At 53.7% G+C, this 22731-nt stretch carries 22 protein-coding genes, 1 pseudogene and 1 other annotated feature; of the genes and pseudogenes, 6 read left to right on the top strand and 17 right to left on the bottom strand.

All coding sequences use genetic code 11. The features are described from left to right. Window positions 1–34 precede the first annotated feature (34 nt). The 4 genes from ABM428_RS14530 to ABM428_RS14515 form a co-directional block, all read right to left on the bottom strand. Window positions 35–670 (bottom strand): response regulator transcription factor, encoded by a 636-nt coding sequence (locus tag ABM428_RS14530; protein WP_353628472.1) that lies wholly within the window; start codon window positions 668–670, stop codon window positions 35–37. 691 nt (window positions 671–1361) lie between these two features. Next, window positions 1362–2948, bottom strand: a complete 1587-nt coding sequence (locus tag ABM428_RS14525) for a choice-of-anchor L domain-containing protein (protein WP_353628471.1) — start codon at window positions 2946–2948, stop codon at window positions 1362–1364. Window positions 2949–3213: 265 nt separating this feature from the next. Continuing rightward, entirely contained in the window at window positions 3214–4578 is a 1365-nt protein-coding gene (locus tag ABM428_RS14520; protein WP_353628470.1) for an ATP-binding protein, read from the bottom strand. Further along, a complete protein-coding gene (locus tag ABM428_RS14515; protein ID WP_353628469.1) occupies window positions 4575–5048 on the bottom strand; it encodes a hypothetical protein in 474 nt (157 codons plus the stop codon). The genes ABM428_RS14520 and ABM428_RS14515 overlap by 4 nt, the downstream gene beginning before the upstream one ends. 334 nt (window positions 5049–5382) lie before the next feature. Between ABM428_RS14515 and ABM428_RS14510 the strand changes: the two are divergent. Then, window positions 5383–5670 (top strand): annotated as a pseudogene (locus tag ABM428_RS14510) (IS3 family transposase); the annotation flags it as partial. 505 nt (window positions 5671–6175) lie between these two features. Here the strand turns inward: ABM428_RS14510 and ABM428_RS14505 are convergent. Further along, window positions 6176–6529 carry a response regulator gene (locus tag ABM428_RS14505; RefSeq protein WP_353628468.1) on the bottom strand — a complete coding sequence of 118 codons (354 nt, stop codon included), beginning with the start codon at window positions 6527–6529 and terminating at the stop codon, window positions 6176–6178. 326 nt (window positions 6530–6855) lie between these two features. On the opposite strand from ABM428_RS14505, the gene ABM428_RS14500 reads away from it, so the two are divergent. Further along, window positions 6856–7335 (top strand): CIA30 family protein, encoded by a 480-nt coding sequence (locus tag ABM428_RS14500; protein WP_353628467.1) that lies wholly within the window; start codon window positions 6856–6858, stop codon window positions 7333–7335. A 209-nt stretch (window positions 7336–7544) separates the two neighbouring features. Here the strand turns inward: ABM428_RS14500 and ABM428_RS14495 are convergent, their stop codons facing one another. The 3 genes from ABM428_RS14495 to ABM428_RS14485 form a co-directional block, all read right to left on the bottom strand. Beyond that, a complete protein-coding gene (locus ABM428_RS14495) occupies window positions 7545–8816 on the bottom strand; it encodes a Y-family DNA polymerase (protein WP_353628466.1) in 1272 nt (423 codons plus the stop codon). Next, window positions 8813–9247: a S24 family peptidase gene (locus ABM428_RS14490; protein WP_353628465.1), complete on the bottom strand. Its 435-nt coding sequence runs from the start codon at window positions 9245–9247 to the stop codon at window positions 8813–8815. Before ABM428_RS14490 ends, ABM428_RS14495 begins: the two co-directional genes overlap by 4 nt. Window positions 9248–9423: 176 nt before the next feature. Next, on the bottom strand, window positions 9424–10146 hold the full coding sequence (locus ABM428_RS14485) for a hypothetical protein (protein WP_353628464.1): 723 nt from the start codon (window positions 10144–10146) through the stop codon (window positions 9424–9426). Window positions 10147–10527: 381 nt separating this feature from the next. Here ABM428_RS14485 and ABM428_RS14480 point away from each other — a divergent pair, with 381 nt between their 5' ends. Continuing rightward, window positions 10528–10851, top strand: a complete 324-nt coding sequence (locus ABM428_RS14480) for a DUF2813 domain-containing protein (protein ID WP_353628463.1) — start codon at window positions 10528–10530, stop codon at window positions 10849–10851. Window positions 10852–10858: 7 nt separating this feature from the next. Here the strand turns inward: ABM428_RS14480 and ABM428_RS14475 are convergent. Next, window positions 10859–12093 (bottom strand): IS3 family transposase gene (locus tag ABM428_RS14475; protein ID WP_353628253.1). Its coding sequence is split into 2 segments (ribosomal slippage): window positions 10859–11799 and window positions 11799–12093, totalling 1236 coding nucleotides; the frame shifts between segments, so codons are not numbered across the junction. Further along, window positions 11690–11806 (bottom strand) — a sequence feature (AL1L pseudoknot). (Overlaps the previous gene by 117 nt.) Before the next feature lie 319 nt (window positions 12094–12412). After that, complete coding sequence (locus ABM428_RS14470) at window positions 12413–12799, bottom strand: hypothetical protein (RefSeq protein WP_353628462.1); 387 nt, start codon at window positions 12797–12799, stop codon at window positions 12413–12415. 451 nt (window positions 12800–13250) lie between these two features. Between ABM428_RS14470 and ABM428_RS14465 the strand changes: the two genes are divergently transcribed. Next, window positions 13251–13595, top strand: coding sequence for a cytochrome c (locus ABM428_RS14465; protein ID WP_353628557.1), 345 nt, complete (start codon window positions 13251–13253; stop codon window positions 13593–13595). Between the two features lie 387 nt (window positions 13596–13982). Continuing rightward, window positions 13983–14543, top strand: a complete 561-nt coding sequence (locus ABM428_RS14460; protein WP_353628461.1) for a hypothetical protein — start codon at window positions 13983–13985, stop codon at window positions 14541–14543. A 234-nt stretch (window positions 14544–14777) separates the two neighbouring features. Here the strand turns inward: ABM428_RS14460 and ABM428_RS14455 are convergent, their stop codons facing one another. From ABM428_RS14455 to ABM428_RS14445, 3 genes are all read right to left on the bottom strand, one after another. After that, complete coding sequence (locus ABM428_RS14455) at window positions 14778–15602, bottom strand: aldo/keto reductase (RefSeq protein WP_353628460.1); 825 nt, start codon at window positions 15600–15602, stop codon at window positions 14778–14780. After that, window positions 15599–16570 (bottom strand): TIGR03571 family LLM class oxidoreductase, encoded by a 972-nt coding sequence (locus ABM428_RS14450; protein ID WP_353628459.1) that lies wholly within the window; start codon window positions 16568–16570, stop codon window positions 15599–15601. Before ABM428_RS14450 ends, ABM428_RS14455 begins: the two co-directional genes overlap by 4 nt. 63 nt (window positions 16571–16633) lie before the next feature. Further along, window positions 16634–17815, bottom strand: a complete 1182-nt coding sequence (locus ABM428_RS14445; RefSeq protein WP_353628458.1) for an MFS transporter — start codon at window positions 17813–17815, stop codon at window positions 16634–16636. An 84-nt stretch (window positions 17816–17899) separates the two neighbouring features. Here ABM428_RS14445 and ABM428_RS14440 point away from each other — a divergent pair, with 84 nt between their 5' ends. Then, on the top strand, window positions 17900–18796 hold the full coding sequence (locus ABM428_RS14440; protein ID WP_353628457.1) for a LysR substrate-binding domain-containing protein: 897 nt from the start codon (window positions 17900–17902) through the stop codon (window positions 18794–18796). Window positions 18797–18977: 181 nt separating this feature from the next. Here ABM428_RS14440 and ABM428_RS14435 read toward each other — a convergent pair whose 3' ends face one another. The 4 genes from ABM428_RS14435 to ABM428_RS14420 all read right to left on the bottom strand — a co-directional run bounded on the left by ABM428_RS14435 (window position 18978) and on the right by ABM428_RS14420 (window position 22731). Next, window positions 18978–19610, bottom strand: coding sequence for a tyrosine-type recombinase/integrase (locus tag ABM428_RS14435; RefSeq protein WP_353628455.1), 633 nt, complete (start codon window positions 19608–19610; stop codon window positions 18978–18980). Between the two features lie 304 nt (window positions 19611–19914). Next, entirely contained in the window at window positions 19915–20991 is a 1077-nt protein-coding gene (gene rsgA, locus ABM428_RS14430) for a ribosome small subunit-dependent GTPase A (RefSeq protein ID WP_353628454.1), read from the bottom strand. A gap of 4 nt (window positions 20992–20995) precedes the next feature. Beyond that, complete coding sequence (locus tag ABM428_RS14425; RefSeq protein ID WP_353628453.1) at window positions 20996–21535, bottom strand: N-acetyltransferase; 540 nt, start codon at window positions 21533–21535, stop codon at window positions 20996–20998. Between the two features lie 29 nt (window positions 21536–21564). Further along, a complete protein-coding gene (locus ABM428_RS14420) occupies window positions 21565–22731 on the bottom strand; it encodes a MerR family transcriptional regulator (RefSeq protein WP_353628452.1) in 1167 nt (388 codons plus the stop codon).

Below are 22731 nucleotides of genomic sequence, written 5' to 3'. Positions count from 1 at the left end.
AATTTAAATTTAAATTTGATGCGGGCAAACCTAGCTAAAACAGGCAGCTTTCAAATGCGCACAAAGCTGCCTGGGTACGGTTTTTAACTTCAAGCTTCCGATAAAGAGATTTCATATGGAACTTAACCGTAGGGACACTGATTGATAGCCGGCTCGCAATTACCTTATTGGATTGTCCTAGACAAAGCCCTTCCAGCATTTCTATCTCACGCGGCGTCAACATGTTCAAACGGGTTCTAACCAGCGAAAAGGTATCATTCACTCCATTATGTATATTAGGCTCAAGTTCCTCTGATGCCATATCTATCAGGCTTCGATAAAGGATGGCACTAGACATCTCATATGAAACTGATCCTATCGCTCCGTGAGCTTGAACGCGCTTCAAAAGTGCATCACTACTCTTCTCCAACAACACTACTACGCGTTGCCCTCCACACATGTTAGAGATCTTCCGTAAATTAGCAAAGTCATTCACCACAGAGAAACCTGAAGATGTACATCCCAATAAGACGAGATCGAAACTGTTATCCTTCTGAATTAAGCTATATGCCTCATTGGGGTGACCAGTCGTTATGACATCCACTGTTCCATTAACGCCCATGATCATTGCGATTGCGTCTCTTGTAAGACGGCTCTCGTGAACAAATAATAGGCGCATATCATCCTCCATTCAAAGCCATGCTATAGCTTAATGTTGACGATAATTTGTCCTTTGAACTGATTGATCTCTATTAGCGAAATTTCTTGCAGTACCTTTGACCTGCCCTCCCCCGGGGCTTTCACGTTCATAACGAGAGACTTCGGGCCGCACTTACCGATTCTGATCGTCGACTTGGGCAAGAACGCCGGGTGTGGATGCATTCATTCCCTGGCTCCTCTCTGAGTTATCCGATGAACGTTTACGTATGATCGTCTACGGATCGGCATCGACAAGTCGGCAGGCTCGATGCTGTGAGGTGCCATGACCCCAGTTTGCAATCAGTACTACCTCTCGCCTGATATTCGTCAGACATTGCGCTCGAACCAATGCTGCATCAATGGTTCACCATCAGGTCAGTCCGGTAAGCTATTTTTGCAAGACAATGTCCAAGTTACCGCTATTCAGCAGGCGTTAGGGCATTGCATTCTCATGGCCATCCGATTGCAGGCGTCGGACACTCGCATATCGCCGTTGTTCGTTTTGAAATTCAGAATGTCCTCGGTTCAGGCCTTGCTTGGGGCACACCTGCGAGGTAGTCATTTTTGGTTTGCTTTTGCTTGATCATACGATGAAATGGCCCTTTCGCATCTGTTTGCTCTTTCAAGAGGCCAAACAAACTCTACATCACAACAAGTGAGGTTTCTGAGGCAGGTCAAACCGGTTACACTCGCACGAACCTATCCTCCTTCGGTGTCGCCTTCAAAAGCCCAGCTTCATATCCTTTTAGGGTTGGTCGTGCCGACCGCATTCCTTTTAAATTATATTGCTCAACTACATCCTCCAACGCACTATTCAGCGCAGGGTCGAAACTTTCTCGAGTTTCCTTACCCGGATGGAAGCTTTCACTCAGAACCCCGTCCCCCAATATAATCTCATGGTTTTCAAATAATAAATGAAAGTACGTTATCTTTTGAGCAGATTCGGAACAGCAAATTGTATCTCCATTCACCAAGTTCTTAGCCGCAACGAAGACTTCATCGGAACCGTAGAGCAACATTGCGTTGGCATCTCGGATAAGGATACGATGCAACGGGGAAACAGACGTGTCCTTTTTCGCACCAAGTGTACCCTTACTGATTTTGATTGGTGCCTCATTAACTGCGACATAGCGCTCTGATCGCCCTACCCAGAGAAGTGCTTTGGGCCCGTTATCCAATGTTTCGACCAAATCACCCGGGGATAATGTATCAATCAGACGGTCGCCTTCTGGGGTAGAAATATAAGTACCCGGAGTGAAACATGGCGTAGTCGTAAGTGTAACAAAGCCAATGTCCGAATTGCCATTCTCATCCTGCACAGTGTAAGTGAATACGTTCTCTGCGGCTTCGATATTCGCTGTTGCAAGAACGATGCCGTTCTCTGATAATTCAATCATTTCTCCGGAGGGGAGAGTGATAGTATCACCTACTACAACAGGCTGTCCGTTGATGTGCGTAATTGTCAACAGCCCACCGCTTGCGCTTTGGTCGTTTGCAAGCACGTCAACGTCGACTTCTTGGCCGATACGAACTGAAATGTCGTCATCACCTGCGACAAGCGCCGTTTGAACAGAGTCACCTGCAATTAACAAATTACTGTCGTAAACACCGTCCCCGCCATCGGCAATGCCGATTTTTATTGTGTTATTGGCTCCGGCATTCACCGGGGCCTTCAGGGTAAGGGTTACTGTGAATCCATCCATCTCAGTGTTGTAGGTATCCTCTGATCTAGCGTTATCTAAATAGAGGTTTTCGTTCGAACCAGTGTTAATATTGTCAATTGAGATATCACCAGTGCCAACCGTCAATTCTGCCTGAACACCGTTCACCCATATACCGACTGCGTCATTAAATCCTGAATTCACATATTCTAAGTATTCCTCTGACGAAAACACAATTTGCATCGTCAAAATACTGCCTTGGGGAAGAAATTCCGCTTCAAAAACTGCAGCGTCATATGTTGCCTGTCCTGAGACAGAACTTAAATCGCTATCGCCACTTGTACCGTGGTTGGTAGACTTCCAATCTAAGGCATTAACATCACCGGTGGCGTTAGTGACATCGGCGGCATTCCCAGTAGATAAGATCACTCCCGTGTCAGAAGGAGTCAGCTCTGGTGAGGTCGAATCCCCATCTGAATAGATGCCCGATGCGCCAGCAGCACCAGTATAGCTCGCGGAAACGACAGTAATACCGTTCCCAAACATTGCTTCCGCCATATCATTGGCAGTAGCGCTTGTGTTTATCGGTAGCTTTGATGCAGTTGGCATACTAAATTCCTTCTGAAACTAGTGGTGTGAATTTTGTAAGGCAGAAAATCGAAGCGAACAAATATGCAAAAGTATAGTTTAGAAACATAATGGATACTCGCAATATCCACTCGTTCCATTAGCTCACCCCTGCAAACTTATAGACATTTCCACATCAGCTAAACGGCCTGCCGAACGACCTTGGTTGCATTGAACATTACTAAGTAAAGCTTAGAATCTAACCGTAGAAGCCCAACCATTTCTACGTAACAGGAAAATCGTTTTGCTAAGAAACAAGATCAATTTCCATCCAGAACGTTGATCCCTTTCCTTCAATAGATCGAAACCCGACATTGCCATCGAGTAGCTCCATCAGTTGCTTTGCGATACTCAACCCGAGACCGCTACTTTTTTTGGGGCCCGTAGTGCCGGGATTGACTTGCTGGAAGGCGTTAAAAATATCGTTCTGTGCTTCCACCGGAATTCCGATACCATTGTCTGACACTTCAACGAGCGCTTTATCACCCAGTCGCCTTAGCCTGACCTCAACCACATCTCCGGACTGAGTAAATTTTGCAGCGTTAGAAAGAAAATTATTTAAAACTTGAGATACACGCGAAGCGTCCGTATTTGCCAAAGTTTCGCCAGGCGGAATAAACACATCGTAACTCACCCCCCGTGAGACAGCGTAGGGTTGGCAACTTTCCACGGTGTCTCTAACAACTTGATTAAGGTCAATAGTCACTTTGTTAATAGAAACTTTTCCTTCGCTCAACGCTTGAGCATCCAAGATATCGTTTACAAGCGTGAGAAGGCGATCACCATTTCGCCGCGCAACATCTAGTAATTGGTGAACCGTTTTGTCGTCAATTATCGTGTCGACTTTAGCTTGGAGTAGCGCTAGGCCACCAATAATGGACGTGAGTGGCGTGCGTAATTCGTGACTCACTACGCTCATGAAATTCGACTTCATGCGTGATACAGAATTCGCTTCCTCTACAAGTATTTCCATTTCGCGCTCCCTCTTGCCAGATAGCCGCAACTCGACCATTAACAAAGATATAAAGATACCGAATATAGCTAGAATAGTCACGCCGAGGTAAGCGATCGTGTGCGAAAGAGAGAGCAAGCCACTTCGAAAGTCTGACAGGGAACTGGTTTTCGCTTGTGCTAAGTCTAATAAAAAGTTCCTAAGAGAAAAATCATAACCTTCGAGCTGATGCACTATCATCTCGGCTTTTCTCCTTCTCACTACATCGGACATGTCTTGAGTAGAAAATTCTAATATATGGCTTTCTAGTTCTTGAAACCTGCGATCAAGTGCATGAAGCACGCTTTTATCAACATCAAATTGTTCGACTATTTTTGCTAGTTTACCTTGTTGGAGGACATAAATCCGGCTCCACGCGATGTTAAACCGCAAAGCGACATCGCTCGTAGGCTTTATCCCCAACGCGGCATGGCTAAGCTCTCTCTCAAGACGAAGCATTTCAAACTGGAGTTGAGATCCTACCCATAGGGGGTCGCTTTGTTCTGCAGTTTGAATATTTTCAACCCTTTCACTAAGGTTCAGAATTACGCCAATTCCGAAAGCAACCGCTCCCACAAATAGTGCAAGAAGAGTGGATCGGATTAATTTTGCTCTTCTCACTCGACAGAAATCTCTTTGAGCTGCCAAACCAAGCGATCATTATATAAGTCGTTGCGAAGCTCCGGATTTTCATCCATAGGATATATTACCCAGACTGGCCCCTTTTCACGCACCGGCATTGTTTTGCCTTCTCGTAGAATTGCCAATATAACGTCATAATCGAAGGCGTCCGATGCAGGCACCGTTGATGTGAAATCGTTTAGAGCAATCATATTCAGTTTAGCATCCCGACCTATTCCGGATGCCTCTAAAACTGAACGCAGCAGTGGGCCTTGGAACGACGTCGGTTGGTCAACGTAATCGTTTGCTGTAAGCAACACTACTTGAGGAAGCGAGCTCAGCTCCTCGTGTGTAAATTTGGTAGACGCTTCCTGGTTTGTAACTGTCAGAATAACTTGAGAAAGAGCTAAATTAGGCATCATTGATAGGTAAGCAGCGATCGTAGCGCCAAAAACTTTGTAGTTAAGCATAAATATCTCCTTCTACTCGGTTAGTCGGAATTATCTTTGTCGAAAAATAGGGCAAATTTGCGGCGCTTAACCAGTTTCGCCTTGCATGTATGTCATATTTTGCGCTCTTCTGGGAAAAGCTAGCTTGGTTCTGCACGTTCAGACGCATAGAACTAAGCCCGCTTTGTCGTTCTCTGCGCGCTGGAAATCACTGCGATAGGGTAATCGCCCCTAAAATTACTGGTGTTCAAAAGTAAAATTTCTCGGCAAGATGGTCTTTCGGCTATGATTTGCAAAAATTATTACCCGAGGCCGACATGGCTGTTTCTCAGGAAGCAACGCACTTTTTCGCGGGCCAAAAGTCATGAGGTTTATGTTCAATGAAGAACACGTGGGGGCGTTCGATACGGCTTGTCTTTTCTAGGAGATGAACTTTAGCCCACGCGGGTTGCGGGCGTTCCGCAGCGGACCTGACAGCCGTAGGCAGCGATCTTATAAGGTCACGTTCGCACACATCAACGATCAATCTCAGCTTAACCTTTGCTTTTATGGCAGACCTCGCATGACTGAGGGGTCGAAAGAAATTGGCCTGGATATCGGTCACAGCCGTGGCGGCCGATTGATGCACCTGAACTTCATATCCAGTAAACATCACGGTTTGCGCCAATTCCCGACGTGTGCCGGGGGAGGTTCAGCTGGTAGCAGGATGCAGGACCCGTTCCAGCCAAATCTTTGCATTCGCAGAGATGTTTGTGCTTGATTGCTCTAGGAGCGGACGGAGCTGGATTACAATGGCCGTATCACTGCAGGCTAAGTTCGACTTAAGCCAATCATGCACAGTATTTGGATCTATATCGAGTTCTAACCCCCATAGGTGCTCGCCGATCCTGACAGCGTCTAATTTTTCCATCATCGCGTCTAGGTCTCTCGAAATTCTCAAATGCTTAACGTCAAAACTCACAAGGAAAGCGGCCAACCCGATACCTCCTGCCTATAAAAATGCAGTTACAGCAGCAGTGAACGGCTTTTGTGGAACTAATGGAAGCAAAACTTTCTCAGGACATGACTTCCCCAAAGTTCAACATGACCCTGACGATCTACGATGCATACCAACCGGACTAAGTGAGTGTGCTAACGCTCTTGCAAATTCACTTAATTTCAGATCCAAGCTCAATCGGGTCGAACGGCTTTACAATCACTTCGAGCGCCCCAGCATCTAGAAATGCTTCGTTTTGATTCCCATCAACTCTAGCAGTGACAAAAATAGCAGATATTTCTGCATATCCCTCAATCTGCTTAGTTGCTTTTAACGTATCTATGCCGCTTATGTTTGGCATCATCATATCGAGCAATACAAGGTCCGGACCAAATACCTCCACCGCCTGTATAGCTTCACTCCCAGAGGCAAAGCTCATGAGCTCGAGATCGCCCGCTACGTCCAAAGAAAGCCCAACCAACTCACGTATGTCGTCGTCATCCTCGACGTGGATCACCTTAATCATTGCAGCCCCCCTGAACTCCCGAGGTTCGGATACCATTGCCAGTTTTAGAGACGGTTGTCGGCCTGTCACATAAATTCGTCCAGCGGCGTTGTTGGCACACGACAGAGTTAGGTCGCGCGTGTGATACTGAAGCTCGATTACATGATATGTCCCACATTGCTTGGTTAGTCATTGATACGGCAATGAACCTAATAACTAATGTGAAACGTGACTTAGCTTCGCTGCATCCCGCAAATACATTGCTAGCAAATAGGCAGGTTGCTGCGAGGCGCTCTATTGAGCGGGAGCGTCTATCTGGCCCCATGGAAATCAGGTAGATAATAGCCATGATCCAACTTGCGCCTAAATGGGAATTCGTGTCAGACAACGTCATGGGCGGTGTATCGAGCGGTTCCGTCGCAGAAGAATTCGTTGGCGGCCACCACGCCACAGTTCTTCGCGGCACACTCTCGCTTGAGAACAACGGTGGCTTTATCCAGATGGCGCTTGACCTTCACGAAGGTGGTGCAGATGTGGACGTGAGCGCATGGGACGGCATTGAGATGGACGTATACGGTGATGGTGGCACCTACGATGTCCGGCTTCGCACGGCTCAACTAACCAGACCTTGGCAATCTTTTCGGGCCGATTTTGTGGGCGAACCACACTGGCGAAAGATCAAAACTCCTTTTTCTTCACTGGTATCGCATCGGGTTGACGCAGCCTTCGACCCAACTTGCCTTAGACGGATTGGAATACTGGCTATAGGACGCGAACGAGATGCCTGTATTGCAGTATCAAACATCGGGTTTTACTCGGCGAACTAAGCAAAGTTTCTGGGTGCCGCTCTACAGTACGAAAATCGTATTCCAGCGCGCCGCATTACACATCTGTTTTGTTTGAGTTTCCGGCGAGATGCTGGCACGACGTCTTATCAACATTGGTGTACATCTTGGCCTCAAACACGACGCTCATCATCAGATCCAGCCTTCGACGGTGCAAGAACAGCCGAACAGTTTGGACTGTATTGCCTCCCCTATCTCACCACCGGCAGGTCTTCCATTCGCGTGGTATAGCGCGGGCTTCGATGATCTGCGCGCAATCGCCACATCTGGTTCTTACCTTCGCTGGCAAGGACCACCGTCTTCTTCCCGAACCTATCGTTCACGTCATCCAAAGCCTTCATCAATGCGCGTGATTTCGGTCGCGCTTGATCGAAGAGCGTTTGAGGACGATCTTCGAACCGCACCAGGTCATTCAGAATGATACCAGCCTTTGTGAAGCCAAAGTTTCTGGCGTCCGACTTTGGCCATCCGGCTTCCGCACAGCGTCGTGCGGCTTCAACAAGGTCGAAGGTATCCGACGACATCGGGGTCATTCGAGTTGTTCTGGATGCTGTATACTGAGGACGATCTGGCCGGTGCTTATTGGTGTGGAAAAACACAGTCAGCGTACCAGCGACTAAGCCGTGCTGGCGTAGCTTTTCAGCGCCCCGTGATGCGTGCGCGGTGATCGCCTGGAACAGCGTGTCGAAGTCTGTCATCGGAGTGCCTGCTGATCGTGTTACGGCCATACCTTTGCGCTGTGGCTCTACGTCTTCAAAGGCGAGACAGGCCTCACCCTGTAGCTCCAATACGATCCTCTCCAGCACCACGGTGCCGACAGCCCTTGCCTGCCGGATTGGCAGATCACGAAGATCAGCTGCCGTGTGTACACCCAAGGCTTTCAACTTGTCGGTGGTCTTTCGACCAACGCCCCAGATGTCCCCGACTGGCACGCGTGGCAGCAGCCAGTTTGCGAGGCTCTCGTCCATCATATCCAAAACCCCAGCAAAGATGGGGTTCTTCTTGGCGATATCGTTCGCACACTTCGCAAGAGTCTTGGTTGGGGCGACGCCGATGCGGACAGGCACTCCTACCCGCCTAAGGACTGCTGCACGCAGCGCCATGGCATGTGCCGTGCGATCCTTGAACCCGACAAAGTCGAGGAAGCATTCATCGATGGAATAGATCTCGACGTTTGGCGTAAAGTCTTCGTAGACCTCAACCACCCGACGAGAGATGTCGCCATAGAGTGTGTAGTTCGAGCTGAAGACGCGGATACCATGGGCATCAACCTTATCGCGGATGTGATGCAGCGGAGTGCCCATCTTGATCCCCAAGGCCTTGGCTTCGTCGCTGCGCGCTATGGCGCAACCATCGTTGTTGGATAGTACGATCACCGGGACGTTCTTAAGAGTCGGATCGAATATTCGCTCAGCGCTCACATAGAAGTTCGCACTGTCGCTGATGGCAACAGGCCGCTTCATGCCAAGTCGTAACGCCGGACAACACCTGCGATAACGCCCCAGATTTCACTATCCTCTGTAAGTTCGACGTCGGGGAACCGTTCTTGGCTATTCGCGGGCGCGAGGTAGTATCTGTCACCACGCTTACGCAGGATCTTTGCTGTGACAGCACCATCTACCACGGCCAGCACGGCTCGCCCAATGCGGCGCTTGCCAGCACGGTCTACAGCGATGATATCACCATCACGTATCCCAGCGTCCCAGAGGCAGTCCCCTTCTACGCGCCACCAAAATGTGGATGAAGGATGTCTAACGACCCATGCCATAGGGTCGATCTCATCTTCGAGATCGTCTCCAGCTGGCGAAGGAAAACCCGCGCTGACTGGTGTGCTGACAATTCGAACAGATTGCGAAGGCATGTAGACGGGTTCATCAACTGGGTAAACTGGCATGGGAATCCTAACTGTTCACTATTCGTTCTCAATCTGCGATTCACCTGCCCGATGTCAAGTTTGGTTTGGGGTAATGCGGAAAGGACACTGGCGTCAGAACGAACCTAGTTTGCAAACTCGACGATGGAGGATAGCGCCCTGAGCCCCTGCCGTGCTTACAGAAGGTGAAGAGTGACTCACTGCAAGGGTACCGATTGAAGCATATCGTCAGTGTCCAACTTCAAAACACTGCGCCAGAGCGGGCTTTTAAACACATGGACAGCGCGCATTTCCGGGCCTTGGTCTTGGGTCGACATCAGAAGCCCGGCCCATTCAAGCGGACGCAAAACGCAGGCCTTGAAGGCATAAGCGTCTCGCCTTGCAGCAGAGCGGTCACTCTCCGGTTCCCCATAGAACTTTTGGTACAAGGCAACATCGCTGATGCCGTGATCGGCCTCTACGTTGATCACATTCATCCAAACATCCCAATTCCCGAAGGGTTGGTCATCAAAGCGCGCATAAGAGGTGTGATCTATCTGGTGTATGAAATACGGAATCAATTCGGCGAACAAGCGCCCAGGGGATTGGGCCAACTCTTTACCACGCTTGGTGAGCCGGAACTCGTCTTTGAAGTGGCGACCAAGACGTAATTCGATCATCAGGAAGTGCAGCACTTCGAGCGGCGCGAAGTCGGCTTCGTTGAACACCTTATGATAACGGAACACCTCATCCGCATCTTCTCCTGGCCAGTCAAAATTCTGTACAGCCCAATGAACGAAGGTACGCTTGAACGCCTTGTTTTTGGTGATCCCCATCGATCCGTGTTCCTGCGTATATTTTAAGGTCAGAAGAGCTGCCCGTAGCAGCGGTGACTGTAAAAGGTCGGGATGGTCGTCAGCGAGGGTTTGGTATTCGATCATAACCGAAAGGTGTCATACACCGAACCGCAGCGCCATGATATTCGCGGAAGCCGAATGCATAGAGAGCAATATAAAACGGGTTTATTAGTAGCGAAACATAGTTGTGTACGCCCCAGCAGTTCGGGGCATGCAGAACGGAGTTTATTGCTTTTGTCTAAAAACCGATAGAAACAGTTAGCCTTAAACTTCGATATACGAGATGGGCGGAAACCGGAAGTTCGCTGCACGTGCAAAGATCGAGCTGTAGCGCAGCAAAAGCAGCCGTTCACAGCTTCAATCGTTCCAACCAGCGCAAATGGCATTTTCAACTGGCACTGCCCCCTGTATCCTCGCCCTAAGCGTGTATTTATCTCGTCATTTTGGCCGAAACAGGAATTCTAATTGTATATTCAGCGTCTCAAGATTTCAGGCCTGCGTGGGGTGCAGAACGCAGACATTCCTTTTGGAAAACATTCCGTTCTTGTGGGGCCGAACAACAACGGCAAGACAACGATTATTGAGGCTCTTGCTTTACTGCTCGGAAGAGACCGATTGGTTCGGCGCTTGACTGAACATGACTTTCATAAAAGCAGACCCATCGAGACATCTCGAATCCTAATCATAGCTACCGTCACAGGATTTCCAGAGAATGATCCGCAGCATAGCCCATCTTGGTTTGCGATTGGTCACGGAGTGAATCGCCCCGGTTTTACCGGAGACCTGTAGCTTCATTTTACGCGACCATATCGAGCACATCGTGCTGTGCATAGAAGTTCTGTTCAGCCTCCGCTGGCGGGATGTTTCCGATGGGACCAAGTAGACGCCGGTTGTTGAACCAATCGACCCAGCCAAGGGTGGCCAGTTCCAGATCCTGCATGTTGCGCCACGGTCCTTGGCGATGGACCAGCTCTGTTTTGTAGAGACCGTTAATTGTCTCAGCGAGGGCGTTATCATAGGAATCCCCGACGCTGCCGACCGACGGTTCGATGCCAGCCTCAGCCAAACGCTCGGTGTAACGAATGGACAAATATTGACCGCCGCGATCCGAATGGTGAACCAACCCACTTTTCTGGACCGGCCGTCGATCATGCAGGGCCTGCTCCAAAGCATCGAGAACAAAGTCCGTTTTGGCGGATCGCGAGACCCGCCACCCCACGATGCGATCAGCAAACGTATCGATGACGAAGGCCACATAGACAAAGCCCTGCCATGTCGACACGTAGGTGAAGTCGCTGACCCAGAGAAGGTTAGGGGCTGGTGCTCGGAACACGCGGTTCACCTTATCACGCGGACAAGGCGCTGACGTGTCAGGGACGGTTGTTTTGACGACCTTGCCCCGCACAGCCCCACGGATGCCAATCTGTTTCATCAACCGTTGCACCGTGCATCTTGCAACCTCAAAGCCCTCACGTTTCAACTGATGCCAGGCCTTGCGCACCCCGTAGACCTGATAATTCTCATCCCAGACGCGTTTGATCTCCGAGCGCAGCTCTGTATCCCGCTGATACCGGGCAGAAGCTTTGGAAGGGTCCGCTCGGCACGCAAGTTGGTGATAGAATGTTGACGGTGCGATCGGCAGCACCCTGCAGATCGACTCGACACCGTAAACAACGCGCTGATCCTCAATGAAGGCGATCATCGCTTCAGTGGGCGGTCGAGTTCCGCCTGCGCAAAATAAGCTGACGCCTTACGCAGTATCTCGTTGGCCTGACGCAATTCCCTGTTCTCTCGTTCGAGAGTCTTGATCCGGTCGCGTTCCTCGGTTGTCACGCCATCACGCATGCCGCTATCCTTCTCGGCCTGCTTGACCCATCCGCTCAAGGTCTGGGGAATACAGCCGATCTTGGGTGCAATGGCCGCAATCGCGCCCGCCTGCGTTTCGTATGAGCCTTGATGCTCGAAGACCATCCGGACCGCACGCGCGCGAACCTCAGGTGAATAGCGATTTGCCATTTTGCTTTTTGTCATAACCATCATCCTTACTTAAGTTGATGGTCTCCGACAAACTCGGGGCGATTCAAACGAATGCCTCGTATGGGCCGTTCGTGTAGGTGCTCCCCTTCAGTAAGGAAGGGCGGAAACCAGACATTCGCTGCGATTGCGAAGTGTTGGTCCACTATTGGACAATAGCAGCCATTCGGCAGGGTAATCCCCCCTTTTATCTGGGCTCAACCGAAGAATTCACGCGGCTGTGTATCTACATCAACTACCTCCAAGTTAGCCCGACTTGTCGCCCGCTACCTCAGGTCAGTTCTCGGATCCAATCATCCGCTAACAAATCAAACGGTTAGTTTTCGACCAAGCTAACGAATTGTATCCTTTGTGAAACCAACTGCACCTTGCAGCTCCAGCTCGAGGCAAGAAGAGCTCCGAAGATGTTATGGCTGTTTACTTTTGCGTCAGCTGTGATCTCATTTCCGTAGCTCGTGATCTTCCAGACAAAATCTGAATCACCAATACTTGTTTCTTCTGTGGATCTTCTTGAGCCAGAAAGGCTGTTCAAAATCTTCTCCTCGCACACTTCTTTAGTCTGCTCCTGAAGCTTAGGCGAAGCTGAAACTGGAGATCGGTCTGGAAAGCTTTTCACCACCCAAACGCCCAGTCCGCTGAAGATAGCAAACACGACTAAAATCAACGACGCTTCGACGGGGAATTTAAACTTGCCGATTTGCAATTTATTGCCCTTTTGATGGGAGCATAAGAACACATGCTACCAAGTGTTGTGGAAACACCCCGCGTCAACCTTTGATTAGATAGTGCGAAACTTAGCCGCGGCCTGCCTGAAGCCCCAAAAGCGTGCAAGCTTCGCGCAAGCAGATTATGGCTGTGGCAGCTGTTGCCATCGCTATGGGCCGTGTGCTCTTGAAGGGGCTCGCCGGTCCGCGCGGCTTCTTCGTCATCTCGATCTCCACATCGTCGAGATGAACCAGAAATCCTCCTATACTCAATTATCTCAAATCTGTCCGAGGAGCGCTGACCTCAGACCGGACAGAGAAGTGATTGACTTAACAACAGGGCATAACGATGGTCAGTCACAAATTAGGGGGCTCTTTTAATGCGAATCCGTCTCTCAACAATCGCCGGTTTTTTTCTGCGTTCTTTTATCAGGTTGTTCAGAAGGCTCTATCAAGGGGTCTGAAGAAATTCGTGAAGGGCAACTAATTTTTGCAAAAGAATGCTCTGCTTGCCATGGTGTGCGTGGCAAAGGCGCAGGGTCTCCATCACTGGCCATGGGGGTCGTAGCGCCTGACTTAACAGGGATCAAGCAACGCAATGGCGGGTACTTCCCTCGGGAATTTGTTAGTCGCTTCATCATGGGCCGTCTCGAAAAAGAAGATCCCTTTTCTGCAATGCCCGATTTTTCGACGGTCGGGCTTCGCCATGTTTACCCGAATGGGGGCGCAGATGGAGAGGTACTGGAAACCGATTTTGCAAATTTGCTCGACTACCTCGAAGCGATACAGGAGTAGGTAGGAAGGAATTCGCGCTAACCAGTGGCAGATGCTCTCGCCCGAGCGGTGAAGCCGCTGGAATATATTTTAAAGGTCATAGAATGACATCTACACAGTGAGCGAGATACGGATCTTTTAAGTAATTGTACTGGGTTTGGTACGATCTGGCTAAAGTAGCGGCACAATGTGAGGTCCAATCCACGAAGATCGCATCCGAACAAATGGTGGCGATGAGCCCTATTCGCCAATAACGCGGGGCAGTTGCGAATAGGGTCGATATGCTTTGATAAGGCAACTTTAAACTATTTAATAAATGATTTTGCGAGAAAAATAACTCCGTACCCCATTTGCCTGTCCGACGTCATCTTTGATTGACACAGACCGTAACATTGTTGGGAGGATTTGATGATCCGATCCGCTGTTTCTTCATTGGTTATTGGATTTCTGGCGGTCAGTGCTCAAGCTGAAGATGCCCGAAGCGAACTTGCTCGCCAGATTGAGGAAGCGTCAGTCACATCAAACCAGCCATACTTAGATACAGGTGTAAGTTTCGGATGGCAGTTATATCCTCCTCTAATATACCGTCGTGAAATGCAAATTAGTGATTGCGATGTCACAGCGCTAACTTTCAAAATCAGCGACGAGAATTCTGCGGAAGGGCCGTTTATCGAAATTACATTCGACCTCAATCGCACGAGGATCCCTGATCCGTCTGTGCCGATTGGTGATGAGTATGCCTTCATGACTGGTAGCGGAGATGAGCCAAACGGCTCGGCGATGTTCGAGATGCACTTTTTGCCCCCCTATGAACCGATAATCTGGTCAAAAACATCTGAAGCAGAGTTTGAGCAGCCAGCTGTGTTTATTCGGTTTTTGATGGAGCCTATCGTAGATGAGAAACAGCCCCGCCGCTTACTTTCACTTTTGAATAAGTACCAAGCTGCATATTGCACATTCTCGGGTTAGTTTCTTTGGATAGAAGGTCACTTCAGAATTTCGCCTCTAACCGCAACTGAATCGAATGTCAGCCTGTTGGACAGACTGATTATAACGCCGACAAAAATGCTGCGATATGCACGAATGGCCGCTTTGACGGTCTGCTCCGCAGCAACTTGATTGTATAGTCAAGGTCTGATTCGGGCCGAAAGCTGAAGTCGACGGGTATAGGTCCTGCAGGGTTTCTGCAGGACCAGTGACTAATCAATTCCAAGCTGGAGCGAGCGTTTCCGGGCTGACCAAGCGACCTTCGGCTGAACCAAGAGCATCAATGCTGGCGATCTCTTCTGCGCTCAACACGATTTCCGCTGCACCAAGATTGTCAGCAAGCCGGTTCTTGTTACCGGTCCTGGGCAACGCGATGCTCATCGGGCCCGTCAGGACCCAGGCCAATGCAATCTGGGCCGGGCTTGCATTATGCACGGCGGCAATCTCGCGCAGCATGGCGTTCTCCATGACCTTCCCTTGCGCCAGTGGCGAGTAAGCCTCAACCGGAATGCCCTTGCTGGCGAGGTGAGCGATCATCCGTGTTTGGTCAATAAGCGGATGCAGTTCGATCTGGTTGGCGGCCAATGGCGTGTTCAACGCAGCCTGTGCTTGATCGACCATATCAATGGTAAAATTCGACACGCCTCCATGGCGGACCTTCCCCGCAGAGATCAGATCATTCAATGCGCCAATTGTCTCGGCAATCGGGACTTCCTTTGAGGGCCAGTGCAGGAGTAGCAGGTCGACATAGTCGGTCCCCAGCCGCTTCAATGACGCGTCCGCAGCAGCGATAAAGGCTTCTGGCGAGAAGTGCTCAGGCAGGATTTTGGTGGTCAGGAATACATCATCGCGGCGGACATCGGCGCGGCGCAAACCTTTGCCGACTTGCTCTTCGTTTTCATAGGCCTGCGCCGTATCAATATGGCGGAACCCTTCTGAAAGCGCCGCGGCCACCATGTCGGCCACGGTATCTTGCTCAAGTTGAAAGGTGCCTAACCCCAAGGACGGAATTTGGGCGGGGCCGATAAGGGTGATACTCATAGTGTTGTTTCCTTTTTATTTTGCTCGGTGAACTCAGGGATGACGTGCTCGGCCAACTCGGCCAAAACGTCTTCGATTTCGCGCTGTGACTGGCGCAGGTTAAAGGCGATGTGGGCGACTCCTGCAGCGTGCAGGGAACGAACGTGAGTGGTTAGAGCATTGCGACCGATACGGCCCCCGAACTGGATCGGTCCGAAGGACGCATCGGGATCAGGGGCAAGATCCAGGTGCATCGCGGTCAGGACTGGCGCTGGGTGTAGGCCAGTATCAGTGCGCGCCTGACGCCACATCGACAGGCGGCGCTCGGCCTGATCGGGAGGGCCCGGATAGGTGAACCAGCCGTCCAATGTGCGGGCGATCCATTGCAGGCTTTGCTGGCCCATCCCGGCCATGACCATCGGGATACCGTCTGGCACATAGGGGCGCACAGTGGCGGGGCCTTGTGGTCCTTGCAGCGCGTCACCTGACCAGAGGGTGCGTATCTGGTCGACGCGATCGCGCAGGGTGGCTCCGCGGGCCTCATAGTCGAGACCTATAAGAGGGCATTCCACCGGACGGTCCCCGGACGCGATGCCAAGGATAAACCGCCCGCCCGACAGATGGTGCAGGCTGGCCGTCATCTTGGCCAGGAGGATCGGATCCCGAAGCGGCAGGACGACACCCGCAGTGCCAAGTGCAATACGCCGCGTGCGGCCTGCAAGAAAACCGAGATAGGGGAACGGATCGAAGACCTGTCCCGCATCCCCAAAGCTTGGATCGTGAACTGGCACGTCCCGCAGCCAGACCGCATCAAAGCCAAGGCTTTCGGCCAGCTCTACTCCCGTGGCAGGGTTTGAGATGTCTGGCACACCAAAGGGGCGCCCCTCGATACGGGCACGGCGTTGACCGGCTTCAGACCAATCGCGGTCCAGTGGCAATTCAATGCCAAAAGTAATGCGGTCTTTGTAAATCAGATTGAGGACAGACATGCTATGAACCTCCAGTTCAACGATTTGCCCCGCCGTACTAAGGATGCGGCGAGGCAAGTTAGGTTATTCAGCAGCAACTGCTTGGGACGATGTTGTGTTTAGGCGGCCGGACAGGCGCACCAAAACGATCCCGACCACCACCACACCAGCGGCGATGTAAGGCGCGGCGGCAAGGCCGATGCCTTCCACCACAAGTCCACCAGCCCACGCGCCGCCGGCAATGCCAAGGTTGAACGCACCGATGTTCAAACCGGACGCCACATCCACCGCACCGGGGGATACTTCGCGCGCAATTTGCACGACATAGGATTGCAGAGGCGGCACGTTGGCAAAGGCAAAGCCGCCCCAGAAGGCCGCAACCGCGATGGCTGCAATTGGGTGTGTAAGGAAGACACCAAGCGCGACCAGTGATATCGCAAGGCCAGCAAAGATCACCGTCAGGGACGGCACTGCACCAATACGGTCAGCCAGTTTACCGCCGGCGATGTTCCCAACGGCGACAGATGCACCATAGAGCAGCAGCACAAGGCTAACCGCGCCGGCAGACAGACCCGTGACTTCGTTCAGCATCGGCGCGAGGAAGGTAAAGGCGATGAAGTTGCCGCCATAGCCGACGGCCGTGATCAGATAGACCAGCAAAAGGCGCGGCGAAGTCAGCACCTGCAACTGCGCCTTGATCCCTGCCGAGGCAGCTTTGGTCAGATTGGCGGGCACCAAGATGGCAGAAGCGATGAACCCGATCACGCCAAGCGCGACGACGCCAAGGAAAGTCGACTGCCAGCCGAAGTTCTGGCCGATAAACGTCCCCAAAGGCACACCCGTCACAAGGGCGACGGTCAAACCAAGGAACACCAGCGCAATGGCCGAGCTTTCCTTTTCAGGCTCCACCAGATCGGTGGCGATCGTCGAGGCGATGGCAAAGAAAACACCGTGGGCGAGACCGGTGATAAAGCGCGCAGCGACAAGGCTGCCGTAATCCGGTGCAAAGGCGGCATAAGCATTGCCCAGAGTGAACAGTGCCAGCAAGAGCAGCAACAAAGTCTTGCGCGGCACTCGGTCTGCCATGGCGGTCAGCACTGGCGCGCCGATGGTCACGCCAAGCGCATAGAGGCTAACCAACAGGCCAGCGGAGGGGATAGAAACGCCAAGATCGGCGGCGATGGTGGGAAGCAAGCCGACGATAACGAACTCGGTCGTTCCGACGGCGAAAGCGCTGATGGTCAGCGCCCAAAGGGCAAGGGGCATCGGTTTTCTCCAATAAACTTGATGTCGACGCCACATATGCCTGTCGTTATCTATTGCGAGAACAGGCAAGTTTGGAATGGATCATTGCAGAAATTGCACGAATTGCTGCGCATGGGGGATTTGGCTGCCTTTGTCGGGATCGTCGATGATGGGGGCTTTGCTGAATCCGCGCGGCGCAGAGGGGTATCGGCCTCAACACTCAGCCGGTCAGTGACGCGGCTGGAAGAGCAGCTGAAGGTCACACTCCTGCGTCGGACTACGCGGTCCATCGAGATCACCCGCGAAGGCGCTGCCGTTCTGGCCGAGGCGCGTGAGATTTTAGATCGCAGCGAAACCCTGCAAGAGATCGCAACAAGTGGACAGGCCCCCGCCGGACCACTGCGTGTAAATGCGCCTGTGCCTTACGTCCTGCATGTTCTTGCCCCGCGGTTGGCCGAGTTTCACGCGGAATACCCCGGCATCCAGCTTTCGATCGACATGACAGATGCGCTGGTGGACCTTATCGGCAGTCACGCGGACGTTGCCATTCGACTGGGCCAGTTGCCTGATAGCGACATGTTGCACCGCCCCTTGGGGCGCACGGCTTGGAAATTAGTGGCTGCGCCGGAATACCTTGATCGGAACGGCTGGCCGAAAACACCAACCGACCTTGCAAAGCTGGAGCAAGTGCGCTTCGCGGCACCAGATCATATCAACACGCTGCGCTTTGCCGGCCTATCCACTCCTGTGACGGTGCCACCCTCGGTGACCGCAGGCAATGGAGAGGCCGTGCGCCAGATGGTATTAGGCGGTCTGGGCATCGCGCGTTTTTCCGATTTCATGATCGCAGATGACATCGATGCTGGCCGATTGGTTGAGCTGTTTCCGGGCCAGCTTGACGCCGCTCCGCTGGATATCTCAGCCCTCTACCTTACTCGTGTCTCGGGGTTGCGAAGGTTGGGTGTTTTTCTGGATTGGTTGGCGACCATTGGTGTGGGCTGAATTATTCCCAAGTGCTTTCAGTATGCATAACGATGACGAGCAATGCCTGGCCGCAAAGAGTTATTCTCAGTGAGTCTTATATCGGCATGTTTTAGATGTCCGCTAATTAGGCGCTGGACTGCAGCGGCGCAGTGCTATGCGAACGGCTGGGAAGGGCCGTCTGTGGCGACGGCCCAGCGGTTTAGATTTCGATAGCTTCGGCGATCACCAGCGCATCTTCAAGCTCGACGCCGAGGTACCTGACAGTGCTGTCCATCTTGGTGTGACCCAACAGCAGTTGGACCGCCCTTAGGTTGCCTGTTTTCTTGTAAATCTGCGTGACTTTCGTTCGCCGCATCGAGTGCGTGCCATAGGCGCTTGCCTCCAGACCAATGGATGTCACCCAGTCACGCACAATGCGCGCGTACTGGCGGGTAGAGATGTGAAGCCGTTCGTGAAAACGCCCAGGCCAGAGGTATTCGGATCCGACCATCAGCGGCTCCCGCATCCATCTTGCCGGCGATGCACGGGTGCCTTCGGAGATTTCGAAGCGCACAGGTTTCTGCGTATTGCTCTGAAGAACCGACGCGCGTTCCTTGATTTGGCCGGATGCCATAACATCGACCACCCTCATTTTCACCAGATCGCAGCCGCGGAGCTTGCTGTCGATGGCAAGATTGAAGAGGGCCAGATCACGGTGGTTCTCGGCCAATTCCAGCCGCACCCTGATCGCCCAGACGTGTTTGGACTTGAGCGGCCTTTTCTGGCCGACGATCCGGCCTTTGTTCCAGGCTGGGCGTAAGGCGCGGATGGCCGGCAAGTTTGATGTTTCCATGATGCATCCTCCGATCCACCACGCCCTCCCACATCGACAACCCGACGTTGACAAGACATCATACCATATGATGCTGCGCCGCATCCGAGGTCGGCTTTGAGCCCATTCTGTTGAAAAACTCTTTGCCGCAACTGCAAATTTTGGGAATGTGGGAAACCGTTCTCCGAGGAGCGGACTGCGCTCCTTGACGCCTTCAAAATTAGAGTAATTCGAAATTCTGTTCTTCCAATCTGACCCCCACCCGCTGTCTGAGGGTTTTTCAACACAATCCGCCCAAAGCGGACCGGATCGGCAGCGGTCGGAGTTATCGCTTTCGATCCGATTTTGCCTTCATTGCGCTGCGGACGAGCTTGCCGAAGGCGCGGTCCTTTTCGCGGCGTTCCGCGAGGCTGGCAGAGTTGAAAGCCTCCTCGGCTTGGAGCTTGCGCCAGCGGGCGAGCCGTTCAGGGTCGAGGCTGTCGTCTTCGATGGCGGCCAAGATGGCGCAGCCCGGCCCGGTCTCATGCCGACAGTCGGCGAAGCGACAGCGAGCGGCCAGCGCCTCGATATCCTCGAACACGTCGGCGATGCCGGTCGCGGCGTCGGTCAGTTGAAGCTCGCGCATGCCGGGCGTGTCGAGGACGAGGCAGCCGCCGGTGGTGGCGTGCAGTTCGCGTCGGGTCGTGGTGTGTCGACCCTTGGCGTCGTCCTCGCGGATGCCCTGGGTGGCGATGTCTTGCGTTCCAAGGAGTGCGTTGGTGAGGGTCGACTTTCCGACCCCGGAGGAGCCGAGGAAAACGATCGTCCGTCCCGATTTGCACCAGCTGGCCAGCGCCTTCGCCGGCTCTTCGCCACGGGCGTCGAGCGCCACGACTGGGACCCGCTCCGACACCTTCTGTGCCTCTTCGACATAGGGCGCGGGGTCTTCGGCGAGGTCCGCCTTGGTCAGCAAGATCACCGGCTCGATGCCAGCCTCGAAGGCCATTGCGACGTAGCGCTCCAGTCGCGCTACGTTGAAATCCTGGTTGCAGGAGGTGACGACGAAGACGGTGTCGATGTTCGCCGCGATCAGCTGCACCTCTCGGCCCGTGCCCGGCGCGCGGCGCCTAATCAGGCTCTTGCGTTCCAGCGGCCGGCTCGACCGGGGACGCGTGCGGTCCAGTAGCAGCCAGTCGCCCACAGTGGCGTCCGGTCCCGGCGGGATGGTCTCGTCGATCCCGTCGCCCGCCACCTGCAACCCGCTGCGATGCACGGCGACCACGCGCACCGGGGGCGTCTCGGTCAGCGCATCGACGTCGATCTGCTGCGCGAAGGCCGGGCCCCAGCCGAGGCGTTCCAGCGCCGTCGGTTCGCGCCGCGCCGGCGCAGCTCCCGGCAGGAAGGCGGAGTAGTCGCGGACCATCAGCCTACCAGAGAGCCGGATCGTCGAAGGCGGCGACGCAGCGAGCGGGGCCGCTGAGCGGCGTCAGCGGCGCCTCGGTCAGGGACTGAGCGATCCAGCCCTGCGGCTGGTTGAGCGGTTGCGGCGCGGGAAGATCGGCCTCCGAGACGGGCTTGAACCCCACTCGGCCGTAGAAGTCTGGATCGCCATAGGTCACGGCGATACCGACGCCCTCCTGCCGGAGCGCCTCAAGACCGTGAGCGATCAACCGCTGCCCTATCCCCTTGCCCTGATGCGCCGTTGCCACGGCCACGGGGGCCATCATGAAGACCGTGCGCGGATCGCCCGAGTAGGTGAGGCGCGTGAAGCAGATCCCGCCGAGGATCGCGCCGTCCTCCCAGGCGGTGAACACGCGCAGACCCTCGCGCGCAGTCTCTGCGATCAGGCGGCACACAAGGGCGCCGATCAGCGCGCCTTCCTCTGCGCCCTCTGAGGCCCTGAAGGTCGACGCGAAGAGTTCTGCAATCGATTCGGCGTGGGTGGTGTAATCCGTTGAATAGTTCATTTCTCGATCCTCTTTGGTGCCAGGCGGGGTCAGACCCGCTCCAGCACGAACATCTCATAGCCGAACTGCCCGCGCCCGGCCTCCAGCACCGCGATCTCGCGGCGCAGGTCTTCAAGAACACGGGCTCCCTCGAGACGCGGCTCGAGGGCGTCGAGCCGCGCGGCGAGCGGGCGGTAGTAGGTGTCCATCGCCTCATGCCCCATGTCGAAATGGCCGAGGACGCGGTAGCGCGCGCGCCTGGCCTGCGCAACGCGCGTCGCAGGTGTCGCCATCGCGGGGTAACCCGCGGCCCAGAAGGCGCGGACCTCGTCGTCGGGTTTGCCGGTCCGCCACACCATGTCGGAGAACACGAGAACGCCGCCGGGGCGCAGAAGCGCCCGCCAGTCCGCAAGCGCCTTTTCCACGCCGAGGATATAGGCGCTGCCCTCGGACCAGATCACGTCCCAGGGACGCTCGGGGGCCGGAATTGCGGCCATGTCGACGTTCTGCACCTCGATCCGATCATTGAGGCTGCGCGCCGCGATCCGCGACCTGAGCTTGTTGAGCGCGACCTCGGCGGTGTCGGTGGCTGTGATCCGCGACGTGGTCGCCTCAGCCAGCGTCATCGTCGCCATGCCGGGGCCGCAGCCGATCTCAAGGAGCGTCTCGGGTGCGAACGGCACCAGTGCCAGCGCCCTGCGTGTCGCTTCAGTCATTCCCGGGCCCCACCAGTCGAGGTCGGCGAACACGTCCATGAACCCGGCCATGTAGGCGTCATGGGCGTTCATGTCCTTGGAAACGAGCGCAACCAGCCCCGCCTCAGCGCTGGAAAACCCCTGTGATATGAGCCAGGCCCTGTGCAGATCGGGCGCGACGCGCTCGACCTCCTCATGCCAGCCCTTCAGGCTCGATTGTCCGAGCAGAGCCGCCAAAAGGTCGCGCGACCGCGTTTTCTCGGTGAGCTCGGCGTCCAGCACTGCCAAGCGCTGGCCCAGCATGTCGCGGTCGAGCTTGCCGTCGAGGCAGGCATGGCATTCCTGCAAACTCAGCCCGCCCGCCTGAAGCTTCTGCATTAGCCGAAGGCGCTGCCGGTCGACGTCAGTGTAGACACGATAGCCGTTCGCCTGTCGCTTTCCCTTCAGCAGGCCGAGCTTCTCGTAGTAAAGCAGCGTCGCGCGCGACAGGCCCACGCTCTCCGCCAGTTCTGAAATCCGCAC

The sequence above is a fragment of the Sulfitobacter sp. TCYB15 genome (genome assembly GCF_040435955.1).
Lineage (GTDB): Bacteria > Pseudomonadota > Alphaproteobacteria > Rhodobacterales > Rhodobacteraceae > Sulfitobacter > Sulfitobacter pontiacus.
Note: the sequence above shows the minus strand (reverse complement) of the source record. Positions and strands in the feature narration are given on the sequence as shown.

What these genes read in the sequence shown, in the direction of transcription:
- ABM428_RS14485 (WP_353628464.1), bottom strand. Translation starts at nt 10,146, where the DNA reads ATGATCGAATACCAAACCCTCGCTGACGACCATCCCGACCTTTTACAG.
- ABM428_RS14495 (WP_353628466.1), bottom strand. Translation starts at nt 8,816, where the DNA reads ATGAAGCGGCCTGTTGCCATCAGCGACAGTGCGAACTTCTATGTGAGC.
- ABM428_RS14425 (WP_353628453.1), bottom strand. Translation starts at nt 21,535, where the DNA reads ATGAACTATTCAACGGATTACACCACCCACGCCGAATCGATTGCAGAA.
- ABM428_RS14460 (WP_353628461.1), top strand. Translation starts at nt 13,983, where the DNA reads ATGATCCGATCCGCTGTTTCTTCATTGGTTATTGGATTTCTGGCGGTC.
- ABM428_RS14435 (WP_353628455.1), bottom strand. Translation starts at nt 19,610, where the DNA reads ATGGAAACATCAAACTTGCCGGCCATCCGCGCCTTACGCCCAGCCTGG.
- ABM428_RS14500 (WP_353628467.1), top strand. Translation starts at nt 6,856, where the DNA reads ATGATCCAACTTGCGCCTAAATGGGAATTCGTGTCAGACAACGTCATG.
- ABM428_RS14505 (WP_353628468.1), bottom strand. Translation starts at nt 6,529, where the DNA reads ATGATTAAGGTGATCCACGTCGAGGATGACGACGACATACGTGAGTTG.
- ABM428_RS14490 (WP_353628465.1), bottom strand. Translation starts at nt 9,247, where the DNA reads ATGCCAGTTTACCCAGTTGATGAACCCGTCTACATGCCTTCGCAATCT.
- ABM428_RS14445 (WP_353628458.1), bottom strand. Translation starts at nt 17,815, where the DNA reads ATGCCCCTTGCCCTTTGGGCGCTGACCATCAGCGCTTTCGCCGTCGGA.
- ABM428_RS14515 (WP_353628469.1), bottom strand. Translation starts at nt 5,048, where the DNA reads ATGCTTAACTACAAAGTTTTTGGCGCTACGATCGCTGCTTACCTATCA.
- ABM428_RS14450 (WP_353628459.1), bottom strand. Translation starts at nt 16,570, where the DNA reads ATGTCTGTCCTCAATCTGATTTACAAAGACCGCATTACTTTTGGCATT.
- ABM428_RS14455 (WP_353628460.1), bottom strand. Translation starts at nt 15,602, where the DNA reads ATGAGTATCACCCTTATCGGCCCCGCCCAAATTCCGTCCTTGGGGTTA.
- ABM428_RS14530 (WP_353628472.1), bottom strand. Translation starts at nt 670, where the DNA reads ATGGAGGATGATATGCGCCTATTATTTGTTCACGAGAGCCGTCTTACA.
- ABM428_RS14525 (WP_353628471.1), bottom strand. Translation starts at nt 2,948, where the DNA reads ATGCCAACTGCATCAAAGCTACCGATAAACACAAGCGCTACTGCCAAT.
- rsgA (WP_353628454.1), bottom strand. Translation starts at nt 20,991, where the DNA reads ATGGTCCGCGACTACTCCGCCTTCCTGCCGGGAGCTGCGCCGGCGCGG.